The sequence below is a fragment of the Plantactinospora veratri genome (genome assembly GCF_036421995.1).
GTDB lineage: Bacteria > Actinomycetota > Actinomycetes > Mycobacteriales > Micromonosporaceae > Plantactinospora > Plantactinospora veratri.
Map to the genome: position 1 here is coordinate 112,764 of NZ_JAZGQL010000006.1, position 24,312 is coordinate 137,075.

Annotated in this window: 21 protein-coding genes; 11 read left to right on the plus strand and 10 right to left on the minus strand. The window is 73.7% G+C overall.

Translation table 11 applies throughout. The features are described from left to right. Positions 1-198: 198 nt before the first annotated feature. Together V1634_RS09930 and V1634_RS09935 are read right to left on the minus strand one after the other, a co-directional pair. On the minus strand, positions 199-702 hold the full coding sequence (locus V1634_RS09930) for an NUDIX hydrolase (protein ID WP_331207464.1): 504 nt from the start codon (positions 700-702) through the stop codon (positions 199-201). Between the two features lie 62 nt (positions 703-764). Beyond that, a complete protein-coding gene (locus tag V1634_RS09935) occupies positions 765-1,232 on the minus strand; it encodes a hypothetical protein (RefSeq protein ID WP_331207465.1) in 468 nt (155 codons plus the stop codon). A gap of 405 nt (positions 1,233-1,637) precedes the next feature. On the opposite strand from V1634_RS09935, the gene V1634_RS09940 reads away from it, so the two are divergent. Further along, positions 1,638-1,841, plus strand: coding sequence for a hypothetical protein (locus tag V1634_RS09940; protein WP_107261704.1), 204 nt, complete (start codon positions 1,638-1,640; stop codon positions 1,839-1,841). On the opposite strand, the gene V1634_RS09945 is transcribed toward V1634_RS09940, so the two are convergent. Continuing rightward, entirely contained in the window at positions 1,838-2,608 is a 771-nt protein-coding gene (locus V1634_RS09945; protein WP_331207466.1) for a hypothetical protein, read from the minus strand. The genes V1634_RS09940 and V1634_RS09945 overlap by 4 nt on opposite strands. A gap of 140 nt (positions 2,609-2,748) precedes the next feature. Between V1634_RS09945 and npdG the strand changes: the two genes are divergently transcribed. Continuing rightward, positions 2,749-3,447, plus strand: a complete 699-nt coding sequence (gene npdG / locus V1634_RS09950; protein ID WP_331207467.1) for an NADPH-dependent F420 reductase — start codon at positions 2,749-2,751, stop codon at positions 3,445-3,447. Between the two features lie 82 nt (positions 3,448-3,529). Here the strand turns inward: npdG and panB are convergent, their stop codons facing one another. Together panB and V1634_RS09960 are read right to left on the minus strand one after the other, a co-directional pair. Then, positions 3,530-4,387 (minus strand): 3-methyl-2-oxobutanoate hydroxymethyltransferase, encoded by an 858-nt coding sequence (gene panB, locus V1634_RS09955; RefSeq protein ID WP_407951745.1) that lies wholly within the window; start codon positions 4,385-4,387, stop codon positions 3,530-3,532. A 131-nt stretch (positions 4,388-4,518) separates the two neighbouring features. Further along, on the minus strand, positions 4,519-6,303 hold the full coding sequence (locus V1634_RS09960; RefSeq protein WP_331207468.1) for an NAD+ synthase: 1,785 nt from the start codon (positions 6,301-6,303) through the stop codon (positions 4,519-4,521). Between the two features lie 308 nt (positions 6,304-6,611). Between V1634_RS09960 and glnA (V1634_RS09965) the strand changes: the two genes are divergently transcribed. Beyond that, complete coding sequence (glnA, locus tag V1634_RS09965) at positions 6,612-7,964, plus strand: type I glutamate--ammonia ligase (RefSeq protein ID WP_101367317.1); 1,353 nt, start codon at positions 6,612-6,614, stop codon at positions 7,962-7,964. Between the two features lie 105 nt (positions 7,965-8,069). On the opposite strand, the gene V1634_RS09970 is transcribed toward glnA (V1634_RS09965), so the two are convergent. Then, on the minus strand, positions 8,070-8,435 hold the full coding sequence (locus V1634_RS09970) for a hypothetical protein (protein ID WP_331207469.1): 366 nt from the start codon (positions 8,433-8,435) through the stop codon (positions 8,070-8,072). Positions 8,436-8,785: 350 nt separating this feature from the next. On the opposite strand from V1634_RS09970, the gene V1634_RS09975 reads away from it, so the two are divergent. Then, a complete protein-coding gene (locus V1634_RS09975; protein WP_331207470.1) occupies positions 8,786-10,423 on the plus strand; it encodes a N,N-dimethylformamidase beta subunit family domain-containing protein in 1,638 nt (545 codons plus the stop codon). A 25-nt stretch (positions 10,424-10,448) separates the two neighbouring features. On the opposite strand, the gene V1634_RS09980 is transcribed toward V1634_RS09975, so the two are convergent. Further along, the gene (locus V1634_RS09980) at positions 10,449-11,378 is read right to left on the minus strand and encodes a S66 peptidase family protein (RefSeq protein WP_331207471.1); all 930 of its coding nucleotides are present in this window, start codon (positions 11,376-11,378) and stop codon (positions 10,449-10,451) included. Between the two features lie 71 nt (positions 11,379-11,449). Here V1634_RS09980 and V1634_RS09985 point away from each other — a divergent pair, with 71 nt between their 5' ends. From V1634_RS09985 to V1634_RS10015, 7 genes are all read left to right on the plus strand, one after another. After that, the gene (locus tag V1634_RS09985) at positions 11,450-12,265 is read left to right on the plus strand and encodes a type 1 glutamine amidotransferase (protein WP_331207472.1); all 816 of its coding nucleotides are present in this window, start codon (positions 11,450-11,452) and stop codon (positions 12,263-12,265) included. A gap of 62 nt (positions 12,266-12,327) precedes the next feature. Further along, the gene (locus tag V1634_RS09990) at positions 12,328-15,477 is read left to right on the plus strand and encodes a bifunctional [glutamine synthetase] adenylyltransferase/[glutamine synthetase]-adenylyl-L-tyrosine phosphorylase (RefSeq protein WP_331207473.1); all 3,150 of its coding nucleotides are present in this window, start codon (positions 12,328-12,330) and stop codon (positions 15,475-15,477) included. Next, a complete protein-coding gene (locus V1634_RS09995) occupies positions 15,470-17,179 on the plus strand; it encodes a hypothetical protein (protein WP_331207474.1) in 1,710 nt (569 codons plus the stop codon). The genes V1634_RS09990 and V1634_RS09995 overlap by 8 nt, the downstream gene beginning before the upstream one ends. A gap of 119 nt (positions 17,180-17,298) precedes the next feature. Further along, a complete protein-coding gene (locus V1634_RS10000; RefSeq protein ID WP_331207475.1) occupies positions 17,299-17,463 on the plus strand; it encodes a hypothetical protein in 165 nt (54 codons plus the stop codon). Between the two features lie 49 nt (positions 17,464-17,512). Beyond that, positions 17,513-17,722, plus strand: coding sequence for a hypothetical protein (locus tag V1634_RS10005; protein WP_331207476.1), 210 nt, complete (start codon positions 17,513-17,515; stop codon positions 17,720-17,722). Further along, positions 17,715-18,938 (plus strand): asparagine synthase-related protein, encoded by a 1,224-nt coding sequence (locus V1634_RS10010; protein WP_331207477.1) that lies wholly within the window; start codon positions 17,715-17,717, stop codon positions 18,936-18,938. Before V1634_RS10005 ends, V1634_RS10010 begins: the two co-directional genes overlap by 8 nt. 173 nt (positions 18,939-19,111) lie before the next feature. Then, positions 19,112-20,722 carry a pyridoxal phosphate-dependent decarboxylase family protein gene (locus tag V1634_RS10015; RefSeq protein WP_331207478.1) on the plus strand — a complete coding sequence of 537 codons (1,611 nt, stop codon included), beginning with the start codon at positions 19,112-19,114 and terminating at the stop codon, positions 20,720-20,722. 161 nt (positions 20,723-20,883) lie between these two features. Here V1634_RS10015 and V1634_RS10020 read toward each other — a convergent pair whose 3' ends face one another. The 3 genes from V1634_RS10020 to glnA (V1634_RS10030) all read right to left on the minus strand — a co-directional run bounded on the left by V1634_RS10020 (position 20,884) and on the right by glnA (V1634_RS10030) (position 23,976). After that, positions 20,884-21,987, minus strand: a complete 1,104-nt coding sequence (locus tag V1634_RS10020; protein ID WP_331207479.1) for a GlsB/YeaQ/YmgE family stress response membrane protein — start codon at positions 21,985-21,987, stop codon at positions 20,884-20,886. Further along, positions 21,984-22,388: a PadR family transcriptional regulator gene (locus V1634_RS10025; protein WP_331207480.1), complete on the minus strand. Its 405-nt coding sequence runs from the start codon at positions 22,386-22,388 to the stop codon at positions 21,984-21,986. The genes V1634_RS10020 and V1634_RS10025 overlap by 4 nt, the downstream gene beginning before the upstream one ends. A 163-nt stretch (positions 22,389-22,551) precedes the next feature. Then, positions 22,552-23,976: a type I glutamate--ammonia ligase gene (gene glnA / locus V1634_RS10030; RefSeq protein ID WP_331207481.1), complete on the minus strand. Its 1,425-nt coding sequence runs from the start codon at positions 23,974-23,976 to the stop codon at positions 22,552-22,554. Positions 23,977-24,312: the final 336 nt, after the last annotated feature.

A 24,312-nucleotide genomic window follows, 5' to 3' on the forward strand; every position in this document is an offset into this window, starting at 1 on the left:
GCCGGAATCCGCAGTGGACCGACGGCGACCCCACGGCTTACCGGACCGGTCGCCGGGCGGCCTGCCGGCGTGCCGGACCAGCCGGCCGGGCGGCGTGCGCGGCAACGTCAGCGCCCGGGTGCCCGGCGGAGGACGGGAGGACGGCGGATCAGGCAGTGCCGGGTCGGTGTGCCGGGGTCGGGCAGGTGGCCGCTCAGGTCACGCCCGGACGTTCCGGGAGAGGGCGGAGGAGTTCGGGGCGAACCAGCTGGCGGCGGTGGCCGGGGCGAGCGCGTGTGTGATCGTGATCCGTCCGTGCTCGTCGAGCGGCGGCAGCCGGTCAGGGGCGAACCAACCGACCGCGACCGACTCGTCGTCGTTGACCCGGGCGACGCCGTCGAGCAGCCGGCACCGGAAGCCGATATTCAGAAACTGGCACTGGTCGCCGTTGGGGTAGGTGTGCGGGCGCGCCAGTACGCTCGTCACCCGCTCCGGCAGCACCCGTACGCCGGTCTCCTCGAAGACCTCCCGGACCAGCGCCTCGGCGGGCTGCTCGCCGGGCTCGACGATGCCGCTGACGACCGACCAGCGCCCGTCGTCGGCCCGCTGGCCCAGCAGCAGTTCCCCGTCGTCGTTGCAGACCACGGCGCTCACACTGGGCAGCCAGAGCAGGTCGTGCCCGACGAGCCTGCGGATCCGCGTGACGTACTCCGGGACGGCCATGCCGAGGACCATAACCACCCACCGGCCGGCCGGACCGGTCGGCCCGGTCCCGCGGCGCTGGTTCAGCCGCCCGGTCCGGCGGCCGGGCCGGGTGCGTCGGCCGGGCCGGGTGCGTCGGCCGGGTCGGTGCCGGGTGCCGGCGCGGGATGGCCGGCCGGGTGGCTCGGTGCCGCCGTCGGCGTCATCCCGGGCAGCAGGCTGTCCGGGCACGGCACCTCGACCCGGGAGAAGTCCGCCCGTTCCTGGTCGACTACCTGACGGAAACAGATCCGTACCTCGGCCTGCTTCCGTCCGGCCATCCCGGGCCGGGACATCGCCACGTGCACCCGGAACACCATCCGTACGCCGGGGGAGCGACGCCGGTCGGTGCCGTCGACGCTGAGTACCTCGACCCGTCCGCTCCGCGCGGCGGTCTGCCCGAGTGCGGCGGCGCTGTCACCGACGCCGTTCACGAGTGCGTCCCCGATCAGCGCGGCCTGACGTACCGCTTCCTGTCGGGCCTGTTCCTCGATCGGGGGCTCGGTCGCCATACCCATAATGGTGTGCGCGGCGCTGCCGACGAGCAGCAGCAGAATGGCTGACGCGACGATTGACAGGACCCGGCCGAGCCGTCCCGTCCCACCCGCCTGTCGCATGCCGCCCACACCGCGAATTGTGCTCCATTCCGCGCCGCGAAGTGCCAGGTCAGCCTGATGAGGCGGGAGTTGGACCCGGTCGGCGGGGGAAATTTTTCCGGCGTCTCCGCAGCACGCCGTCGTCGCCTTCATCGGCCGCTGACGGCGGTGAATCCCTTGTCGCAGAATGCCTTTCCCCCGTACGGCGGCACTTTGCCGTTTCACCGGTGACGGTTATCCGATCGGGTCTACTGTGGAAGTCACTCTGTCATTTTGCGCGAAACGGTAGCGCCTGGGCGGTTTGCCGTGCACAGTTACCCCATGAGCGACAGCGGGAGTGATGTGCAGTACTTCTGGTGCATCCGTCATCACCGGGTCGAGACCGGTGCCGACGTCTGCCCGGCGAGGTACGTGCTCGGTCCGTATGCCTCGGGAGCCGACGCGGAGCAGGCGTTGCAGCGGGTACAGCAGCGCAACGAAGCGTGGGACGCCGAGGATGCCCGCTGGGCCGGGGAGGAGCGCTAGACCGGCGCGGCGACAGCCCGCGTCGAGAAACTCCGTGGTGCTCCGCGAGGAGACCCCCGAGAGCATGTCCCGCAAGGAGGAACACAGATGGCCGAAGCAACCAGGGCCACCCGCACGGTAGCGAGAAGTGCTGCCGGCAAGAAGACCGCGGCGCGCAGCCGGACCGTGGGTGCCAGCAAGGGCACCTCGGCCCGCAAGGCCGCCAGTTCGTCGGTGGCCAAGAAGGCACCCGCGAAGAAGGCCCCGGCCAAGCGCGCGACGGCGGCGAAGAAGGCGCCGGCGAAGAAGGCACCGGCAAAGCGGGCGCCCGCGAAGAAGGCCACCGCGAAGACCACCACGCGGGCGACGACGGGCCGCGCCGGCACGGCGAAGCGCACCACCGCGGCGGCGAAGAAGACCGCCGGCACCGCGAAGCGCACCACCGCGGCGGCGGCGAAGAAGACCGCCACCGCGGCGAAGCGGGCCACGGCCGGCAAGAAGACCACCGCCGCGGCGCGGAAGAGCACCACGGCGGCGAAGCGGACCACCACGGCGGCGAAGAAGGCCCCCGCCACGCGCACCACCGCGAAGAAGGCTCCGGCGAAGCGGGCGACCGCGACGAAGGCTCCGGCGAAGCGGGCGACGGCGAAGAAGGCTCCGGCGAAGCGGGCGACCGCGACGACGAAGCGGACCAGCACGGCGGCGAGCAAGGTCACCGGCCGGAAGGCGCCCGGCAAGCAGGCCGCGGCGCGGAGGGCTCCGGCCAAGGCGCCGGCCCGGAAGGCCACCAGGGCGACCGCCCGGAAGACGATGGGTTGAGCCTCGCACCGGAACGCCTTCCGGGGCGTTCCGGTGCGGTGCCAAACCCCCGGGTACGCAACCTGGCCCGATGCCGCCGGTGCGCCGGACGGTCTGCGAGGATTCCGGCATGGCATATGACGCGAGCGTGCTGCCGGACGTCACCGGACTCACCGTCGGCATCATCGGCGGCACGGGCGACCAGGGGCGGGGACTGGCCTACCGGCTGGCCCGGGCGGGTCAGCCGGTACTCATCGGTTCCCGCTCGGCGGACCGGGCGGAGCAGGCGGCGGCGGAACTCCGTACCCTCCCGGGGATGCCGGCCGACGCGGCCGTCTCCGGCGGCGACAACATCGAGGTGGCGAGCCGCTCGGACGTGGTCGTCATCGCGGTGCCCTGGGAGGGGCACCGGGACACCGTCGCCGGACTGCGCGAGTCGCTGGCCGGCAAGGTGGTCGTCGACTGCGTCAACCCGCTCGGCTTCGACAAGCAGGGGCCGTACCCGTTGCGGGTCGAGGAGGGCAGCGCCGTGCAGCAGGCGGCGGCGCTGTTGCCCGACTCCCGGGTCTGCGCGGCCTTCAACCACGTCAGCGCCCCGCTGCTGGCCGACCCGGAGGTCGACCGGATCGAGTTGGACGTGCTGATCTGCACCGAGGAGCGCGAACTGGTCGGGCTGGTCGGGGCGCTCGCCGCGCGGATCCCCGGAATGCGCGGCATCTACGCCGGGCGGTTGCGCAACGCGCACCAGATCGAGGCGTTCACGGCCAACCTGATCGCGATCAACAAGCGTTACAAGGCACACGCCGGAATCCGGGTCACCGACGTCTGAGGCCGGCGGTGGCCGGGCCGGCCGGGAGGACGCACCGGTGCGGCGGCCCTCCCGACCGGTCGGGATCAGCAGGTGCCGGGGCTCAGAAGGTGTGCTCGGCGGTGGGGAACTCGGCCTCCCGCACCTCGGCGGCGAACCGCCGGGTCGCCTCGGCGAGCGTGCCGGACAGGTCGGCGTAGCGCTTCACGAACCGGGGCATCCGGCCGGACCGCAGCCCGGCCATGTCCTGCCAGACCAGCACCTGGGCGTCGGTGTCCGGGCCGGCCCCGATCCCGATGGTGGGTATCGCCAGCTCGTGCGTGATCCGCTTGGCCACCTCGCCCGGCACCATCTCCAGGACGACCGAGAACGCCCCGGCCTCGGCGACCGCGAGCGCGTCCGCCACCACCTCGTCGGCGGCGTCGCCCCGGCCCTGCACCCGGTAGCCGCCGATGGTGTGCTCCCGCTGCGGGGTGAAGCCGATGTGCGCCATCACCGGGATGCCGGCCCCGGTGATCGCCCGGATCTGCCCGGCGACCTGCCGGCCGCCCTCCAGCTTCACCGCGTGGCAGCCGCCCTCCTTCATGAACCGTACGGCGGTGCGCAGCGCCTGGGTCGGCCCCTCCTCGTACGAGCCGAACGGCAGGTCGCCGACGACCAGCGGGTAGCTGGTGGCGCGTACCACCGCGCGGACCAGCGGGAGCAGGTCGTCGACGGTGACCGGCACCGTCGTCTCGTGCCCGAACACGTTGTTCGCCGCCGAGTCGCCGACCAGGAGTACCGGAATCCCGGCCTCCTCGAAGATCGCGGCGGTGTACTGGTCGTACGAGGTGAGCATCGGCCACCGCTCACCGCGTTCCTTGGCGGCGACCAGGTCGCGGGCGCGTACCCGTCGGGTCGCCGGACCGCCGTACAGCGTCGCCACCTCGGTCGGGGCGGACGCCATCTGCTGCTCGGACATCGTCGTCTCCTCTCGCCTCGAGGCCGCGTTCGCGGTCCCCGGGTCACTGCCGATCGTCCCACCGTTCGGTGCGGCTACGGCAGGGAAGAGTGCAGGTTTTCACACCGGGGAGACCGACCTCGCCGAAGCGGTCAGGGACGCTCGCGCCACCGGTTGGTGATCGGCACCCGGCGGTCCCGACCGAACGCCTTGATCGAGATTTTCGGGCCGGGTGCGGACTGCCGGCGCTTGTATTCCGCGATGTCCACCATCCGGAGCACCTTGTCCACCACCTCCGGATCGTGCCCGGCCGCGACCAGGTCGTCCCGGCCCTGGTCACCGTCGACGTAGCCGACCAGGATCGCGTCGAGGACCGAGTAGTCCGGCAGGGTGTCGGTGTCGAGCTGGCCGGGGCTCAGCTCGGCGCTCGGCGGCTTCCGGATCGAGTTCTCCGGGATCGGCGGGGTCTCGCCGCGCCGCCCGGCCTCGGCGTTGCGCCAGTTCGCCAGCTTCCAGACCAGGCTCTTCCAGACGTCCTTGAGCGGGTTGAACCCGCCGACCGAGTCGCCGTAGAGGGTGGAGTAGCCGACCGCCAGCTCGCTCTTGTTGCCGGTGGTGAGCACGAGGTGGCCCTCCTGGTTCGACAGCGCCATCAGCAGCACCCCGCGTACCCGGGCCTGGAGGTTCTCCACCGCCATCCCGGAGAGCGACAGGTTGGCCAGGAAGCCGTCGACCATCGGCTGGATCGGCTCGACCCGGTAGTCCAGCCCGGTCCGCTTGGCCAGGTCGGCGGCGTCGTCCAGGGAGTGCTCCGAGGAGTGCTGGCTCGGCATCGAGACCCCGACCACCCGCCCCGGACCGAGCGCGTCCACCGCGATCGCGGCGACCAGCGCGGAGTCGATGCCGCCGGAGAGGCCGAGCACCACCGAGCGGAAGCCGTTCTTGTCGACGTAGTCGCGCAGCCCGAGCACCAGGGCCTGCCACACCTCGCCCTCGTCGACCACCGGCTCGGTCACCCCGCCGGTGGCCCGGGGGCCGGTCGGGGCGGGCACGCCGTCGCTGACCCGGACCCGGGTGAGGGCCATCTCCTCCTGCGCGTCGGCCGGCACCGGTCGCGCCGGCTCGGTGCCGGTGGCCGCGTCGGCGCGGCCGGCGGGCAGGTCGAGGTCGTGCAGGAGCAGTTGCTCGACGAACTGCGGGGCGCGGGCCAGCAGGGTGCCGTCGGCGGCGACGATCATCGAGTCTCCGTCGAAGACCAGCTCGTCCTGGCCGCCGACCATGTTGACGTACGCGACCGTCGCCTCGGCCTCGGCGGCCCGGCGGCGGACCAGCGGCAGGCGTACGTCGTCCTTGTTCAGCTCGTACGGCGAGCCGTTGATGTTGACGACCAGCCCGACCCCGGCGCGGCGGGCGACCGTGAACGGACCGCCGGCCTGCCACAGGTCCTCGCAGACCGTCAGCGCGACGTCGACCCCGCCGATCCGGACCACCGTCAGGGTGTCGCCCGGCACGAAGTAGCGGTCCTCGTCGAAGACGCCGTAGTTCGGCAGGTGGTGCTTGAAGTAGCGGGCCACCACCCGTCCGCCGTGCAGCACGCCGAGCGCGTTGCGCGGCCCCCGGGTCGGGGTGGCCTCGGCGTTGGCGCTGGCCGGTCCGTCGGCGTCGAGGTAGCCGACCAGCACCGCCAGCCCGCCGAGCCCGTCGGCGGCGAGGTCGGCGGCGAGCTGGTCGAGGGCGGCCCGGGAGGCGGCGACGAAGGAGTCCCGGAAGACCAGGTCCTCGACCGGATATCCGGTCAGCGCCATCTCCGGGAAGGCCACGAGCTGCGCGCCGGCTCCGGCGGCGTCCCGGGACCGCTGGCGGATCAGCGCCGCGTTACCGGCGATGTCGCCGACGGTGGGGTTGACCTGGGCCAGGGCGATGCGCAAGGTCGGCATGACTCCATCTTGCCGCAGCCGGCCCCGTCCGGCTCGGTGCGCCGGCCGGCGCCGACGGTGGTACCGCTCACCGCCGCCCGCGGTGGGCGTCGCCGCCGAACGGCCGGTCCGCGCTCGCCCGGCGCGCGCCGGAGCCGGTCCGCGGGCTATGTTTGGGACGAACACCCAGTAAGTACGCAGGCCGCGCGCCGCCGCGCATCGGTACCGGTCTAGTTCACGTAACGTCCGCGTAACGGAACCGGTGAAGACTGGACCGCTAGGCCGTGCGCCGGCTGGGCCGGTCCGAACAGAGTGTGCGAGGGGTTGAGGTGGACCGTCAGCAGGAGTTCGTGCTCCGCACGCTGGAAGAGCGTGACATCCGTTTCGTCCGGTTGTGGTTCACCGACGTGCTCGGCACGCTGAAGAGCGTCTCGGTGGCCCCGGCCGAGCTGGAGGCGGCCTTCGACGAGGGGATCGGCTTCGACGGCTCCGCCATCGAGGGTTTCGCCCGGGTCTTCGAGTCGGACATGGTGGCGATGCCCGACCCCACCACCTTCCAGGTCTTCCCGTTCGAGGGCGGCGTCTCCGGCGAGAGCGCCCGGATGTTCTGCGACATCCTGCTCCCCGACGGCAGCCCCTCCTGGGCCGACCCGCGGCACGTGCTGCGCCGGGCGCTGTCCCGGGCCGCCGAGAAGGGCTTCACCTTCTACACCCACCCCGAGATCGAGTTCTTCCTGCTCGAGAACGGCCCCAACGACGGCTCGCTGCCGGTCCCGGTCGACGACGGCGGCTACTTCGAGCACACCACCCACGCGGTGGCCCGGGACTTCCGCCGGCAGGCGGTGCTGGCGCTGGAGCGGATCGGCATCTCGGTCGAGTTCAGTCACCACGAGGTCGCGCCCGGCCAGCAGGAGATCGACCTGCGCTACGCCGACGCGCTCACCACGGCCGACAACATCATGACCTTCCGGCACATGGTCAAGGAGGTCGCGCTCTCCACCGGGGTACGGGCCAGCTTCATGCCCAAGCCCTTCACCGACCAGCCGGGCAGCGGGATGCACACCCACCTGTCGCTCTTCGAGGGCGAGCGCAACGCCTTCCACGACGCCAGTGACCCGATGAAGCTCTCCAAGGTCGGCAAGGCGTTCATCGCCGGGCTGCTGGTGCACGCCCGGGAATACACCGCGGTCACCAACCAGTGGGTCAACTCCTACAAGCGGCTCTTCCCGCAGGCGCTGCCGGACCGGATCACCGAGTCCCCGGCGTACGTCTGCTGGGGGCACCTGAACCGCTCCGCCCTGGTCCGGGTGCCGGCCTACGGCAAGCCGAACTCGGCCCGGGTGGAGGTCCGCTCACCGGACTCGGCGACCAACCCCTATCTGGCGTTCGCCGTGCTGCTCGGCGCCGGCCTCAAGGGGATCGAGGAGGGCTACGAGCTGCCGCCGGGTGCCGAGGACGACGTCTGGTCGCTCTCCAACGCCGAGCGCAAGGCGATGGGGTACGAGTCGCTGCCGGAGAACCTCGCCGAGGCGATAGACGTGATGTCCGGCTCGGAACTGGTCGCCGAGGTGCTCGGCGAGCACGTCTTCGACTTCTTCCTCCGCAACAAGCGCGCCGAGTGGGAGCAGTACCGCCGCGAGGTCACCCCGTACGAGCGGCAGCGCTACCTGGGTCTGCTCTAGGCCCCTAGGCCGTTCCCGGCGCCATCGTGCTGGGCCGGGCTCGGGATGCCGGGTCGCGCGCCGACGGGACGCGCGACCCGGTGACCTGGAATATCGCCCCCGGATCTACTTGCCGGCCGGGGTGTCCGACTCGCCGCCGTCGGCCGGAGCACCGGCCGGGCCGCCGTGCTTCGGGCCACCCCCACCGGGCCAGCCGCCCCAGGCCGGGAAGACGCCCGCCTCGGCCGCCGCGACGAGGGCGTCAGCCTGCTGCCGGGTCAGCTTGCCGTCCGAGACCGCCCGGTCCAGCCGCTCCTTCAGCATGGCCTGCCGGTCGGCCTTCGACCGCGCGTCGGGCCTGCCCTTGCCCCGCTGCTCCGCCAGGCGCTTGTCGTGCCCGGGCGCGGTCCTGTCGCGCTCCCACGAGGTCGACGGGGACGGGGCAGGTGTCGCGTCCCGCGCGAACGCCACGGCCGGAGCCGCCAGCCCCACCGTGAGTACCCCGGCGGCCAGCAGCCCGCCGACGACCTTCCGCCGTCGACCGTGGCGGTAGCCGCCCCCTGCCGTCGGTTGTCCGTCGGCGTCACGCCCGGACCCGCCGCCGGCCGGACGTCCACTCTGGGGCGATTGTCGGTCCTGACGGAACCGGCCGTCACGGGCGGCCGTCCCGATGCCCGGCCCCATATGCTCTTCGCGCCCGCCCGGTCCGCCCTCGCTCACCGGCGCGTCACCCAGTCGGGTCGCGACGACACCCGCTGACCCGGGCACCGATCGGCTCGCCGGGAGGACATCGCCGGGGCCGGTCGCGGTGGCAGCTCGGTGACCGGCGTGGAAGGGGACAAATGGCGGATCGGTCGGTCCGGTGGTCACGGCGGACGACACTGACGCTGTTCGGAGCCGGCGCACTCGGTTCGCTCGGCACCGCCGGGGCGTACGGCGTCCTCAAGGCCCGTGGGGCGGCGGAGCCCACCGGCGCGGGTAGCTGGGGCGGCTCGGTGCCGGCCCGGGCCGCTACGTCCGGTGCGCCGACCGCCGCCCCGTCGACCGATCCCTACTATCCCGGTGACGCCGAGCCCGGCCCGGTCGAGGCGCCGCCGCGACGCGCGTCCGGTGCCGGACAGTCCGCGGTCGCCCGGGAGAACTCCCGGCCCGGTGCCGCCGGGTTCAGCATCGAGCGGCGCCGGTTCGGCGACGACGTGCGCAACCAGATCGCCGGCTACACCTCGTCGAGCGGGGTGCAGGTCGGTGCGGAACTGGGCTTCCACGTCTCGGTCGCACCGGCGCAGTCCTACCGGATCGAGATCTACCGGCTGGGCCACTACGGCGGGCTCGGCGCACGACTCGTCACGACCAGCCCGTGGCTCACCGGCCACCGGCAGCCGCCGCCGAAGGTGTCGACGGAGACCGGGATGGTGCACTGCGACTGGCCGGTCGGCTGGCGCCTGCGGGTGGGCCGGGACTGGGTCAGCGGTTTCTACCTGGCGCTGTTGACCAACGCCGACGGCTGGTGCCGGTGGGTCCCGTTCGTGGTGCGTGATCCGGGGCGGCTGGCGGCCGGGCTGGTCGTCGTGCCGACCAGCACCTACCAGGCGTACAACATGTGGCCGGACGACGGGCGTACCGGCACCAGTCTCTACAACGGCTTCGATCCGGCCGGTCGCCGCGACTCCGAACTGCGGGCCACCGCCGTCTGCCACGACCGGCCCTACCGGGGCAGCGGAATTCCGGGTCAGAGCCGGCACGACATCGGCTTCGTGCAGTGGCTCGAACAGCACGGCCACGACGTGGCCTACGCCACCAGCGAGGACCTGCACACGGGCCGGGTCGACCCGCGACGGTACTGGGCGGCGGTCTTCTGTGGACACGACGAGTACTGGTCCGTCGAGATGCGCCGGCTGACCGCCGCCGCCCGGGACGCCGGGACGAGCCTCGTCTTCCTGTCCGCCAACAACTGCTACTGGCGGATCCGATACGCCGGCCCGGAGAGCCGCTCGGCGGAACGGGTGATCGACTGCGCCAAGAGCCTGCCGCCGTACGACGGCGAGGTCCCGCTGACGACCCGGTGGCGCAACGCGGGCAGCCCGGAGCAGGAACTGCTCGGCGGGCAGTACGTCAGCATCGTCGACGGGCAGGCGCCGCTGGTGGTCCGGGACAGCCGGCACTGGTTCTGGGCCGGCACCGGACTGCGCGACGGCGACCGCATCCCCCGGGTGGTGTTCGGCGAGGCGGACCGGGTGCAGCCGGCCCTGCGCAGTCCCCGGGCCACCGACCGGGTCCTGCTCGCCGACTCCCCGTACCGGCGCAGGGGCCGCACCTACCAGCAGCAGACCTCGCTCTACCAGGCGGAGTCCGGGGCGTGGGTCTTCGACGCCGGTTCGCTGGGCTGGACCCGGGCCCTCTACGCAGACGGCTTCGTCGACGCCCGCCTGCGACGGGCGACCCGCAACCTGCTCGACCGCGTGCTGCGCCCGCCGGCCTGAGCGCTCCGCCGGGCTGAGCGGGGGCTCAGCGTACGGCGGAGGTGACGGTCAGGGTGCCGGCGTCCGCGTCCATCGTCGCCGGTACGCCGACCGGCACGGTGAGCTGACCGACCCCGTGCCCGATCGGCAGCCCGCCCAGCACCGGCACCCCGAGATCGCCGAGGCGCTCGGCCAGCACCTCCGCCACCCCGACCGCCCAGCCGTCCGCGCAGTCGGTGAACTGGCCCACCGCCACCCCCGCCACCCCGGCCAGCGCACCGGACCGGCGCAGGTGGGTGAGCATCCGGTCGACCTTGTACGGCGGCTCCCCGACATCCTCGACCAGCAGGATCGCGCCGGTCAGGTCCGGCATGTCCGGGGTACCGAGGGAGTGCGTCAGCAGGCAGAGGTTGCCGCCGAGCAGCGGCCCGGTGGCCGTACCGGACACCAGCACCGCCGCGGTCTCCTCGGTCGGCAGCCGGTGCAGCACCACCGGCTCGGGGCACATCAGCGCGGCGCGCAGCGACTCGGCCGAGACCGGCGGGGTCCGCTCGTCCAGCCAGGCCGCTCCCGGGCCGTGCACGGTGGCCAGCCGGGCACCGCGCCAGAGCGCGAGTTGCAGCGCGGTGATGTCGGAGAACCCGGCCACCACCTTCGGGTCGCGGCGCACCGCCGACATGTCGATCGCGTCGACCACCCGCTGCGCGCCGTAGCCGCCCCGGGTGCAGAGCACGCCGCGTACCGCCGGGTCGGCGAAGGCGGCGTTCAGGTCGGCGGCGCGCAGCGCGTCGTCCCCGGCGAGGTAGCCGCGCCGGGCGTACGCGTTCGGGGCGAGGACGGGACGAAGGCCCCAGCCGGTGAGCAGTTCCATCCCCCGGGCGACCCGCTCCGGCCGGGTCGGCCCGGACGGCGACACCAGCAGCACCGTGTCGCCGGGCCGCAGCGCCGGTGGTCGTACCGCCTGATCGTCGGGCACCGGCGCCTCCTCGCTCCGTCCGGCCCCGAGCCTATCGGTGGCCGCCGGGCGCACCGGATAGCCTCGACACCGTGGCAACCGAGACCGGAACCGAGAGCGACACCGGCAGCGCGGGCGGCGCCGCGACCGCGCTGGTGATCGAGAACGACCCGACGGACGACCCCCGCCGGCTGGGGGAGTGGCTCACCGAGGCCGGCCTCGACCTGGCGGTGCTCCGGCCGTACGCCGGGGACGCGCTCCCCGACGACCTCACCGGGTACGCCGCGCTCGTCGTACTCGGCGGTTACCAGCATCCGTACCCGGCAGCCGACGGCAGCCCCGGGGCGCCTTGGTTCCCGGCCCTGGAGGGGCTGCTCCGCAAGGCGGTCCGGCACCGGGTGCCGACCCTGGCGATCTGCCTCGGCGCCCAACTGCTGGCCACCGCGCACGCCGGGACGGTCGAGCGGAGCGCGGCCGGGCCGGAGGTCGGGCCGAGCGTCGTCGGCAAGCGGGACGCCGCCGAGCACGACCCGCTGTTCCGGTACGTGCCGATGATCCCGGACGTGCTCCAGTGGCACGTCGACGAGATCACCGAGCTGCCGCACGGCGCCACCCTGCTGGCCGCCTCGACCCGCTATCCGCACCAGGCGTTCCGGCTCGGCGACCGGGCCTGGGGGCTCCAGTTCCACATCGAGTGCGACGCCGAGATGATCGCCGACTGGGCGACCGACTCGGCGACCCTGGCCGAGCTGGGCTACGACCCGGAGCTGGTGGTGGCCGCCTGCGCCGAGGTGCTGACCGACGTGGAGGAGGTGTGGCAGCCGTTCGCCGCCCGGTTCGCCGCCCTGGCCCAGGGCCGGCTCGACGGCGCGCCGCCCCGGCCCACCCTGCCGCTGCTCGGGCACTAGGGGCAGCACCATGAGGGAGACCGGGAGCCACCGCCGATGACCGATATCTCGGCCCGCCGCCGATGAGCAGACCGACCAGCGCGTCCGGTCGACTCACCCGGCTCGCCCGGTACGGCTTCGGGGTGGGCGACGCGGAGCGGACCGGCGGCAACGGCGTGGGCCGGGCCGCCGAGCTGCTCGGACCGGACGGGCTCGGGCTCTGGGATCCCGACACCCAGGAGCCGGTCGACCCACCGGCCGGTGAACTGCTCACCGCGCTCTCCCGGACCGCCGATCCGGACCTCACGCTGCGCCAGCTGCACCGGATCGTCGAGGCGGAACGCCGGTCCGCCACCCCGGGCACCGACGACGGCGGGAGCCGGAGCGGCGACGCGGGCTCTCCGGAAAGCCTGCTCGCCGCCCTGCACGCCGATCCGGGACTGCGTCGGCGGATACTCGCGATCCTCGGTGCCTCGTCGGCGCTCGGCGACCACCTGGTGGCCAACCCGGAGCAGTGGCGGGCACTGCGCACCGGGGTCGACGGGGTGGCGCCGAACGCCGACGGGCTGCTGCACCCGGACGCCGCCGGACCGGAGGACGGCTCGGGAGCACTGCCGGCGGTGGCGGCGCTGCGCCGGGCGTACCGGCTGGCCCTGCTGCGGATCGCGGCGGCCGACCTGACCGGCGGGCGCGGCCTGGAGCAGACCATGGTGGCGCTGTCGGCGCTGGCCGACGCCACCCTGGCCGACGCGTACGGCATCGCGGTCGGCGAGCTGCCCGAGGGAACCCCGGTGCCCCGGCTGGCGGTGGTGGCGATGGGCAAGTGCGGCGGCAACGAGCTGAACTACGTCTCCGACGTCGACGTCATCTTCGTGGCCGCCACCGACGAGGACCTGCCGGCCGGTACCCAGGTGGCGACCCGGATGATCGAGATCTGCGGGCTGGTGGCCTGGCCGGTGGACGCCGCGCTGCGGCCCGAGGGTAACCGCGGGCCGCTGGTGCGTACCCTCGCCAGCCACCTCGCCTACTACCGCCGCTGGGCCCGGACCTGGGAGTTCCAGGCGCTGCTCAAGGCCCGCCCGGCGGCCGGGGACGTCGGGCTGGCCCAGGAGTGGATCGACGCCCTCGCCCCGCTGGTGTGGCGGGCGGCCGAGCGGCCGGAGGCGGTCGAGGACGTCCGGGCGATGCGCCGCAGAATCATCGACAACATTCCGCCGCGCGAGCTGGAACGGGAGATCAAGCGCGGGCCGGGCGGGCTGCGCGACATCGAGTTCGCGGTCCAGCTCCTCCAGCTCGTGCACGGCCGGGTCGACGAGTCGCTGCGGGCGCCGGGCACCATTCCTGCGCTGCGGGCGCTGGTCGCCGGCGGCTACGTCGGGCGGGCCGACGGGGAGGCGCTGCTGCGCGGGTACCGCTTCCTGCGCGGGGTCGAGCACCGGCTCCAGTTGCAGGCGCTGCGGCGTACCCACACCGTGCCGGCGGACCGTCCCGCGCTGCGCTGGCTCGCCCACGCCCTCGGCTACACCGCGCTGCCCGGCCGGGACGCGGTGGAGGCGTTCCGGGCCGACTGGGTCGGCCACGCCACCGAGGTACGCCGGCTGCACGCCAAACTCCTCTACCGGCCGCTGCTGGAGGCGGTCGCCCGGGTACCCGCCGACGGGCTGCGGCTGACCCCGGAGGCGGCCCGGAACCGGCTGGAGATCCTCGGCTTCGCCGACCCGACCCGGGCGCTGCGGCACCTGGAGGCGCTGACCGGCGGGGTGACCCGGACCTCGGCGATCCAGCGCACCCTGCTGCCGGTGCTGCTCCAGGAGTTCGCCGACGCCCCGGAACCGGACCGGGGGCTGCTCAACTACCGGCAGGTCTCCGACAAGCTCGGCGGCACCCCGTGGTATCTGCGGCTGCTCCGCGACGAGGGGCCGGTGGCCCGCCGGCTGGCCCGTACCCTGGCGGTCTCCCGCTACGTCGCCGACCTGCTGGCCCGGGACCCGGAGGCGCTCCGGCTGCTCGCCGACGACAACGAGCTGACCCCCCGGGACGCCGAGGTGCTCCGGGACGGCTTCGTGGCCGCCGCCGACCGCTACCTCGTCGGTCGGGGGCCGACGCCCGCCGACCCGGCCGAGGCGATCCGGTCGGTCCGGGCGCTGCGCGGCCGGGAGCTGATCCGGATCGCCTGCGCGGACGTGCTCTACCGGGCGGGTTCGCTGGCACCGGCCGGTCCGACCGGGGTGGCCGCGACCCTCACCCCGGAACCGGCCCCGGCCGGCGTCGTCGGCGACTCCGACGTGCTCACCGTCGGCGCGGCACTCTCCGCCGTCACCGACGCCACCCTGCGGGCGGCGCTGCGGGTGGCCCGGGCGACCCAGCCGGAGATGCCCGGCCTGCGGTTCGCGGTGATCGGCGTGGGCCGGCTCGGCGGGTACGAGATGAACTACCTCTCCGACGCCGACGTGCTCTTCGTCTACGACCCGCCGCCCGGGGTGGCCGAGGACGCGGCCAGTGCGGTGGCTCGGGGGATCGCCGAGGAGTTGCGCCGGCTGCTCGGCATGCCGGCCGCCGACCCGCCGCTCGGGGTCGACGCCGACCTGCGCCCCGAGGGGCGGCAGGGGCCGCTGGTCCGCAGCCTCGGCGCGTACGCGCAGTACTACGCCCGCTGGTCGAAGGTCTGGGAGGCACAGGCGCTGCTGCGGGCCCGGCACGTCTGCGGCGACGCCGATCTCGGCCGCGAGTTCGAGGCGGTCGCCGACCCGGTGCGCTATCCGGAGCGGGGACTGAGCCGGGAGCAGGTGGTGGAGATCCGCCGGATCAAGGCCCGGGTGGAGACCGAACGGCTGCCCCGGGGCGCCGACCCGGCCACGCACACCAAACTGGGCCGGGGCGGGCTGGCCGACGTCGAGTGGGCGGTGCAGCTCACCCAGCTCCGGCACGCCGGCCGGCTGCCCGAGCTGCGCTGCACGCGTACCCTCGACGCGCTGGCCGCCGCCCGGGAGGCCGGGGTGATCGACGCTGCCGACGCCGCCGCGATGGCCGCCGGGTGGAGCATGGCCGCCCAGGTGCGCAACGCGCTGATGCTGGTACGCGGCCGGGCCGGCGACCAACTGCCCCGGCACGGCGTGGAGCTGGCCGGCGTGGTACGCCTGCTCGGCAGGGACGACCCGGGCGAGTTCCTGGACCACTACCTGCGGACGGCGCGGCGGTGCCGGACGGCGGCGGAGCGCGTGCTGAATGCCTGACCGGCGCCGCGTCCCGAAGGTCCTCTCCGGCGCGGTCGGCCTGGCCGCCGTGCTGGCGGTCGCCTTCCTGCTCGCCCCGCCGCTCGGCACCGACCTCTCCGCCCAGGTCGCCCGGGCCAACTTCTTCGGCCGGCACGGATCCGCCGTCCTCGACCTCGGCTGGTACGCGGGCATCTCCCCGTACGGCTACAGCCTCTTCACGCCGCCGCTGATGCACTGGCTCGGCGCCGACGCGCTCGGTCCCCGGCTGGCCGGCGCGCTCGCGCTGCTCGGCTCGGCGGCGGCGCTGGCGTTGCTGATGGTGCGTACCGGTGCCCGCCGGCCACTGCTCGGCGCGACGGTCGGCGCCGCCTGCATCGCCGGCAACCTCGTCTCCGGCCGGATCACCTATGCCGTCGGCGTCGCCTTCGGCCTGCTCGCGCTGCTCGCCCTGACCAGCACCTTCCGGCCGGCGCTGCGGCTGGGCGCGGCCGGGATCGCCGCCGCGCTGGCCGGGGCGGCGAGCCCGGTGGCGGGCCTCTTCGTGGTGCTCGCTGGCGTGAGTAAGGAAGGGCCCCCGCTTATCGCTTTCGGTGGTAGAAGGGCCCCCGCCAAACACCTCAGCCTCGACGGGCTGGTGCTGGTGGCGGGCGCCGGGGTACCGGTGGTGGCGCTCGGGCTGGTGTTCGGTGCGGGTGGCTGGATGAACATCAGCCTGGTGGACACGGTGACGGCGGCGGTGCCGAGTGTGCTGGTGGCGTTGCTGGTGCCGCGCCGGGAGGTCCGGGTCGGGGCGGTGCTGGCCACGCTGGGAGTGCTGGCCGCGTTCGCCATCCGGACCCCGGTGGGGCTGAACGCCACCCGGCTGGCCGCGATGTTCGCGCTGCCGGTGCTGGTGGGCTATGGGACGCTGCCGGCCGGGCTGGTCCGGCGGTGGTCCCGGCGGACGGCCGGAGCGGCGCTGGTCGCGATCGTGGCGCTGGTCGCCGTGGTGGAGCCGCCGGTCTCGGTGGCGGACCTGCGCGCGGCCGGGGACCCGACGGCGTCCCGGGGCTACTTCACACCGCTGCTGACCGAGCTGGCCGGCCGGCCGCCCGGCCGGATCGAGGTGGTACCGACGGCGAACTACTGGGAGGCGGCGTACGTGCCGGAGGCCGCGCCGCTGGCCCGGGGCTGGCTGCGCCAGGCCGACCAGGCGCACAACCGGCTCTTCCTGGACGGCAGCGTCGACGCGGAGTCGTACGGCCACTGGCTGCGGGACAACGGTGTCCGGTACGTCGCCCTGGCCGGGGCGGAGCCGTCCTGGGTCGGCCGCCGGGAGGCGGAACTGATCCGGGGCGGGTTGCCGTACCTGACTCCGGTCTGGCAGCACCCGGACTGGACCCTGTACGCGGTGACCGGCGCGCCCTCCGTGGTGCAGGCGCTCGGCGCGGGGGCGGTCGGGCCGGGTGGGGGCGATCCGCCGGACGGTGTCGAGGGGGCGGTGCCGGGTACCCCGGGTGCCGAGTTGGTGCGGGCCACCTCGGTGGAGTTGACCGTCGACGTACCGGCCGCCGGGGAGACCCTGGTCCGGCTGCGCTGGTCGAGGTGGCTGCGGGTCGAGGGTGGCGGCGACGCCTGCCTGGCCCCGTACGCCGACTGGACCGTGCTCCGGGTGACGCAGCCCGGCCGGTACTCGATCACGGGGAGCCTGACCGGCGCCGGGCCGCGCTGTCCGGGGTGACCGGGGCGGCGTGACTGCGATGGTCGAGAGCCCGACGCGTCGTTGCGGGAGGGCGGTATCGGGTGGCGGTACCATCTCACTGTCCATTTGCTCCCGGTCTTGAATGAAAGGCACTTTTGGTGAACCTCATTCGGGATGATTCGGCCGGGCACCCGGACGACGGCCCCGCCGACTGCCAGGCACCGACGGTGCGCCGGCTGGGCACGCGGGCCGAGCTGACCCGGGGCGACACCGTCGGCCCCGACGACGGGCTCGGCGGCGCGGGTGACGAGGGGTCGGTGTGACCGGCGTCGGTGTGACCGGCACCGGGGCGCCGTACCCGCAGCGGGCCTGATGCTGGTCGCCCGGCTCCGGCTGCCGGCGCCCGACCGGTCCGCGGAGGTGCGCCGGCTGGAAGCCGAGCCGGGCGTCGACACCTTCTCCGGTACGCCGGTCCGGCAGGCGCCGCTCGGCACCACCGTCGTACTGGTGCCGGCCGCGATGTGGAGGTTCGGCCTGGCCCCGCGCTCGGCCCGGTGCCGGGGGACGCTCACCCGTGGCTGATCCTCCCGCCTCCCGGCTGACCCGACGCGAGATCGCCTCCGGGGTGGTCCTCGGGCACGTACCGGAGCCGCCGGCACACCGACCCGGGCCGGCCCGGTGGTCGCTCGGCTGGACGCCGCCGGAGACCATACCGGTCCGGCAGCGGGCCGTGACCCCGCTGGGCGCCCTCGAACAGGCGGTGCTCCCCGCGTTGCGCCGACCGCCGTGCGTGGTCAGCTTCTCCGGCGGGCTGGACTCGTCACTCGTGCTCGCGGTCGCGCTCCGGGTGGCCCGGCGGGAAGGGCTGCCGCACCCGGTGCCGGTCACCTGGCGGTTCACCGGGGCACCCCGGGCCGACGAGTCGCGGTGGCAGGACCGGATCGTCCAGGCCCTTGGCATCGGAGACTGGCAACTGCTCCAGGCGGACGACGACCTCGACCTGGTCGGTCCGACGGCGGGACGGCTGCTGCGCCGGCACGGCCTGCGGCACCCCGCCAACCTGCACCTGCACCTGCCCATCGTCGAGCTGGCGACCGGCGGGTCGATGCTCACCGGTGCCGGCGGCGACCAGGTGCTCGGCGGCTGGCGCCGGGCGCGTTCCGGTCCGCTGCGGGTACGGCTGCGCCGGAGCGCCGGCCAGTTCCGGGCCGTACTGCGGATGCGCGGACCGGGTCCGGAGATGTTCCCCTGGCTGCGGCCGGAGGTGTCGGCGGAGATCCACCGCGCCTTCCGGGCGGAACGGCGCCGGGAACCGCGCCGGCTCGACCGCCGGATCGCCTGGCACGTCCGTCGGCGTGACCTCGGGCTGACCTGCGCCAGCCTGGCCGCGCTCGGTGCCGCGCACGGCGTGGCGGTGGTGAACCCACTGCTCGACCCCGGGTTCCTGACCACCCTGACCGGACCGGACGGCCGGCGTCGGTGTCCGCCCCGGGACCGGCTGGTCGCCGAGATCGCCGCCGGGCTACTGCCGGAGGTGGTCACCGCGCCCCGGCCGAAGGCGCGTTTCCTGGAGGTCTTCCTCCGAGGGCCGACCCGCCGGTTCGTCCAGTGCTGGGACGGCAGCGGCGTCGACGAGGAACTCGTCGACGTGGCCGCGCTGCGTACGCTCTGGTCCCGGTGGCCGATCCCCGGCGGCACGGCGGGACTGGTCCAGGAGGTGTGGCTCGCCTCCAGCTCCGGCGGCGGAACGCGCCAACCACCCACGCCCCGGCCTCCCGGACCCGAGCCACGCCGCTGACCGGGGCGGCAGAGCCGGCCCACCGGACTCGACCGCCACCCAGCCGTCGCGGTACCACCGTCCGGCGATTGGCCCTGCCCCCGCCCGGCGCGGTGGTGACAGGGTGGGACCGCCGGGCTCCGACCCGGGCGGACGGCGCGCCGCAGGCCGCGCCCGGAGCGGAGGAGGAGCGCGTGGGCGACCCGTTGGACGATCGGGGCTCGGCGGAGGCGGTGCTGCGCCAGGTCTACGAGGCGGCCGGTCCATACCTGGATTCGCTCGCCGACCGCCCGGTGCACGAGCGGGCCACCGAGGCCCTGCTCGCCGAACTCGCCGGACCGGGCGAGCCCGCCCGGACCACCGCCGGTGGTGAGCCTCCGGGCGCCGGTGCCGGGCATCGTGCCGGCGAGCTGTTCGACGGTACGCCCCTCGGCGGCGCACCCGATGGCGGCGGCCCGGCCGACGGCGCTGCTCCGGACGGTGGGCTTCCGGAGCGGGGCGTCGGATCGGCGGCCGCCCTGGAGCGGCTGCTCCGGATCGGCAGCACCGCCGCGACCCACTCCAGCGGGCCACGGTTCTTCCACTTCGTCATCGGCGGCGCCACCCCGGCCGCGCTCGCGGGTGACTGGACCGCCGCGCTGCTGGACCAGAACGCGGGGTTCCGGGCCTCCTCGCCGCTCGCCGCCGAGCTGGAGGCGATCGCGCTGCGCTGGCTGCGCGAGCTGTTCGGACTCCCCGACCGGTACGGCGGGGCGCTGGTCGCCAGCGCCACCTTCGCGAACTTCACCTCGCTGGCCGTCGCCACGCACTGGTGGGCCGAGCAGCACGGTGTGGACGTCGCGGCGGACGGGCTGGTGACGCTGCCCCGGATGCCGGTGCTCTCCGGCGGCTACCTGCACGCCAGCGCCCGGAAGGCGTTGCAGATGCTCGGCCACGGCCGGGACACCGCCGAGGTGTACGCCCGGGACCGGGTGGGCCGGGTCGACCTGCCGGCGATCGAGCGGCGTCTCGCCGAGCTGGACGGGCCGGCGGTGCTGGTCGCCAACGCCGGTGAGGTGAACGCGGGCGACTTCGACCCGGTCGACGTGCTCGCCGACATCGCCGAGCGGTACGGCGCCTGGTTGCACGTGGACGGCGCGTTCGGGCTCTTCGCCGCGCTCTCGCCCCGGACCGCGGGCCTGCTGCGCGGGATCGAGCGGGCCGACTCGATCGCCTGTGACGGGCACAAGTGGCTCAACGTGCCGTACGAGAGCGGCTTCGCCTTCATCCGCGAACCGGCCCGGCTGCCGGTCGCGTTCGGGATGCCCGGCACGACCTACCTACCGGGGCCGGGCAGTCCACTGTGGTCAGGTCAGCCGGGGCCGGTCGACTACGCCCTGCACGGGCCGGAGTCGTCCCGCCGGGCGCGGTCGATGCCGATCTGGGCGACCCTGGCCGCGTACGGGCGCCAGGGGCACCGGGCGATGGTGGAGCGGCAGCTCGACCTGGCCCAGCGCCTCGCCCGAGGAGTGGACGAGGCGCCCGACCTGGAACGGCTGGCCGAGGTGCCGCTCTGCATCGTCTGCTTCCGGGCCGCCCCGGCGCACGTGCCGGCGGACGAACTCGACGAGCTCAACCGGCGGCTCGGTGCGGCCCTGCTCGACGACGGCCGGGTCTTCGTCGGCACCACCGTCTACGACGGCCGGGTCGCGCTCCGCCCCGCGATCGTCAACTGGCGGACCACCGAGGCCGACATCGACCTGCTGGTCGACGTGGTACGTGAACTCCTTGCCCAGCTTGCTCCGGCACCCCGATCCGTCGGGTGAGGAGGCAGGTCAGCAGTGGTTGGGAAGGTTGCCCGGCGTCAGCCAGTCTCGGTCTTCGGCCGGGCCGAGGTACGGCTGCCCGGGGCGCACGAAACACGCACCCGACACCCGCCACTCGATCGTCCGGACGTGCCGGAAGCCCCGTTCCCGGGTCGGGCTGGTCAGGGCACTACCCGGCCGCTCCCGGCGTCGGCCCGCCGCTCGACATTCCAGACGTGCCCGCAGGTCGGGCACGGGTTGCCGACCGAGCGTGCCCGGATCGCCCGGTACCGGGCGCCGTGCCAGGCGACCACGGCCAGTAGCAGGCTCGCGCCGGCCAGCGGGAGCACGACGGCGGTGGCGAGGAGTTCGTACCAGGTCAGGGCGCCACCCCAGTACCAGTGGGCGATCGGTCGGATCCCGAGCAGGCTGGCCGGGGTGACGAGAAGTACGACCGACCACAGTGCCCTGCTGTCGCCGGTGACCGCCCGGAGGAGGCCGAAGACCAGAGCCAGCCCGACCAATCCCACACTCGCCATCCCCAGGACCTCGGCGGTGGAGTAGTAGCTGGTGAACCAGTTCCCGCCGTTCTCGGCGACCTCGAACAGCGCGGCCACGGCCGTACCGGTCAGCGCCCCGAGCAATGGCGGGATTCGGCCCGCCCAGCCGGGACGGGCGGGCAACGCCAGCGCCGTCAGGCCGAACGCCAACACCGGGACGAGCACGTAGAGCGGGGGCCGGGGCAGCCCGGACAGCGGTGCGGCCGGGATCGCGGCCAGGGTCAGCAGGATGGCGGCGGCGATGCCCCGGCGTGCCCAGCCCGCCGGCAGTACCGTCGTGGCGAGCGCGGCCAGCAGCCAGCCGATCCAGAGAAACACGCCGAGGGTCTGCGCCGGCCCGACCTGCGCGGGCAGCACGTGGGCCGGCAGGTTCGTGAACTCGACCTGGATGAGCAGGAACGCCGCGAGCGCGCCCAGCGTGCTCACGGCGATCGTCGCGGCGATCGGCAGGGCTGCGGCGAGCCCGAGGGCGCCCTGCTCGCGCAACCGTTGCCGCAGCCCGCCGCGTAGCACGTCGACGGCGTCGTGCCGGGAGGGCCGGCGCCGATCCGGGTCCACCAGATCGAGGTACGTCCCGACCAGTTCGTCGCCCCGACTCGACCGGTAGCGACTCGGGTACGCGCGCAGCAGTCGCCGGTAGCGCCGCTCCAGCGGACTCACCTCGGCGATCGGTCCGTCCTGTCCGGTCCTGTCGGGCTGTTCGGCGATGCCGGACCGGTCGGTCATGCCGGGCCTCCCGCGAGCCGGACGGCGGGGCGGGCTGCCGGCGCCGGACGGATGGCTGATCCCTCGGACCCTCGGGCGCTACGAACTCGCAGGCGTTGGCTGGCGGCCTCGACGTTCCGGCGTAGCCGCTCGGTCTCGGCGGTGAGCGCGGCGGTCCCGCTGTCGGTGAGTCGGTAGTAGCGGCGGAGCCGGCCGCCGACGACCTCCTCCCGGTCCGGCTCGACCAGGCCCTCGTCGGAGAGCCGGTCGAGCGCGCCGTAGAGGGTTCCGGGCCGCAGCGCCAGCCGGCCGTCGGAGAGCGCGGCGACCTCGGTGACGATGCCGTAGCCGTGCATCGGCTCCCGGGCGAGGGCGGTCAGGATCAGGAACGTCGGTTCCCGCAGCGGGACAGGTGTACTCATGCGGGCGAGTATATCGCTCACCAAGGTATAACGGTGAAGGATGTATGCGGTCGGCCGAAACGAAACGTCCCGGTCATCCCCCGAGGGGCGACCGGGACGGCGTTCCGTGGTCGTGCCGTACCGCCCGGGGCATGCAAACGCACGACCCCGGGCGACGGTTGGGCTAGACGTCGAAGTACATCGCGAACTCGTGCGGGGTCGGCCGCAGCCGGACCGGGTCGACCTCGTTCGCGCGCTTCCACTCCACCCAGGTGGAGATCAGGTCGGGGGTGAAGACGCCACCCTCCAGCAGGAAGTCGTGGTCGGCCTCCAGCGAGTCGAGCACCTCGGGCAGCGAGCCGGGCACCTGCTTGACCGAGCCCCACTCCTCCGGCGGGAGGTCGTAGAGGTCCTTGTCGATCGGCTCCGGCGGCTCGATCTTGCTCTTGATGCCGTCCAGCCCGGCCATCATCATCGCCGAGAACGCCAGGTAGACGTTGGCCGACGGGTCCGGCACCCGGAACTCGACCCGCTTTGCCTTGGCGTTGCTGCCGGTGACCGGGATGCGGGTGCAGGCGGAGCGGTTCCGCTGCGAGTAGACCAGGTTCACCGGAGCCTCGAAGCCCGGGACCAGCCGGCGGTACGAGTTGATCGTCGGGTTGGTGAAGGCCAGCAGCGACGGCGCGTGGTGCAGCAGGCCGCCGATGTACCAGCGGGCCATGTCGGAGAGGCCGGCGTAGCCGGTCTCGTCGTAGAACAGCGGCTCGCCGTTCAGCCAGAGGCTCTGGTGGGTGTGCATGCCCGAGCCGTTGTCGCCGAAGAGCGGCTTCGGCATGAAGGTCGCGGTCTTGCCGTTCGCCCAGGCGGTGTTCTTCACGATGTACTTGAAGAGCTGGAGCTGGTCGCCCGCGTGCAGCAGGGTGGAGAACTTGTAGTTGATCTCAGCCTGGCCGGCGGTGCCCACCTCGTGGTGCGAGCGCTCGACGGTGAAACCGGCGCCCAGCAGCCGCTGGACGATCTCGTCGCGCAGGTCGGCGTAGTGGTCGACCGGCGGGACCGGGAAGTAGCCGCCCTTGTACGGGGTCTTGTACCCCCGGTTGCCGCCCTCTTCCTCGCGGCCGCTGTTCCAGGCGCCCTCGATCGAGTCGATGTAGTAGAAGGCCTGGTGGGCCGAGGTCTCGTGCCGGATCGAGTCGAAGATGTAGAACTCGGCCTCCGGGCCGAAGTACGCGGTGTCGGCGATGCCGCTGGCCGCCAGGTAGGCCTCGGCCTTCTTCGCCACGTTGCGTGGGTCCCGGGAGTATGCCTCGCGGGTGAACGGGTCGTGGATGAAGAAGTTCAGTGCGAGCGTCTTCTGTGCCCGGAACGGGTCGATGAAGGCGGTGGCGACGTCGGGGAGCAGCAGCATGTCCGACTCGTGGATCGCCTGGAAACCACGGATCGACGATCCGTCGAAGGCGAGACCGTCGGTGAAGACCGATTCGTCGAACGACTCGACCGGCAGGTTGAAGTGCTGCATCACGCCGGGCAGGTCACAGAAACGAACGTCGACGAACCTTACGTCCTCGTTTTTGAGGTATCGCAGGAGTTCCTCGGGGTTGGCGAACACACGTCCTCCTGGCACGTCCACTGATGGCTAGGCTGGTGGCGACGCTATGGCCATGCGATTGCCCGAGCATGTCTCTGATGTTTCTGCCGTGTTACGTCGTCTGCGGAGCGTGATCCCCGCAGGTGATCGGCCCGGGTCTACTCCGGGATGATACTCCGGTTTGACGGGTTGGCTCAGTTTGTCGGGTTTCGCTGGTCGTCGAGGGCCGGCGCGGCAGTGGTGGGGGAGCGGCGGGGACGCGCGGCGGCGCGGTCGGGCCGGTGTCCGTGGTGTCGAACGTCCCGGTCGGCGGAGCCAGCCGGTCGGTGGCGGTGGCGGCCCGATACTCTGGTCGAC

Excerpts from the sequence above, each read along its gene's own strand:
- V1634_RS10005 (WP_331207476.1), top strand. The coding sequence starts at position 17,513 with ATGCTGGTCGCCCGGCTCCGGCTGCCGGCGCCCGACCGGTCCGCGGAG.
- V1634_RS09975 (WP_331207470.1), top strand. The coding sequence starts at position 8,786 with ATGGCGGATCGGTCGGTCCGGTGGTCACGGCGGACGACACTGACGCTG.
- V1634_RS09995 (WP_331207474.1), top strand. The coding sequence starts at position 15,470 with ATGCCTGACCGGCGCCGCGTCCCGAAGGTCCTCTCCGGCGCGGTCGGC.
- V1634_RS09935 (WP_331207465.1), bottom strand. The coding sequence starts at position 1,232 with ATGGCGACCGAGCCCCCGATCGAGGAACAGGCCCGACAGGAAGCGGTA.
- V1634_RS09960 (WP_331207468.1), bottom strand. The coding sequence starts at position 6,303 with ATGCCGACCTTGCGCATCGCCCTGGCCCAGGTCAACCCCACCGTCGGC.
- V1634_RS10025 (WP_331207480.1), bottom strand. The coding sequence starts at position 22,388 with ATGAGTACACCTGTCCCGCTGCGGGAACCGACGTTCCTGATCCTGACC.
- npdG (WP_331207467.1), top strand. The coding sequence starts at position 2,749 with ATGGCATATGACGCGAGCGTGCTGCCGGACGTCACCGGACTCACCGTC.
- V1634_RS09990 (WP_331207473.1), top strand. The coding sequence starts at position 12,328 with ATGAGCAGACCGACCAGCGCGTCCGGTCGACTCACCCGGCTCGCCCGG.
- V1634_RS09930 (WP_331207464.1), bottom strand. The coding sequence starts at position 702 with ATGGCCGTCCCGGAGTACGTCACGCGGATCCGCAGGCTCGTCGGGCAC.
- V1634_RS09940 (WP_107261704.1), top strand. The coding sequence starts at position 1,638 with ATGAGCGACAGCGGGAGTGATGTGCAGTACTTCTGGTGCATCCGTCAT.
- V1634_RS10020 (WP_331207479.1), bottom strand. The coding sequence starts at position 21,987 with ATGACCGACCGGTCCGGCATCGCCGAACAGCCCGACAGGACCGGACAG.
- panB (WP_407951745.1), bottom strand. The coding sequence starts at position 4,387 with ATGTCCGAGCAGCAGATGGCGTCCGCCCCGACCGAGGTGGCGACGCTG.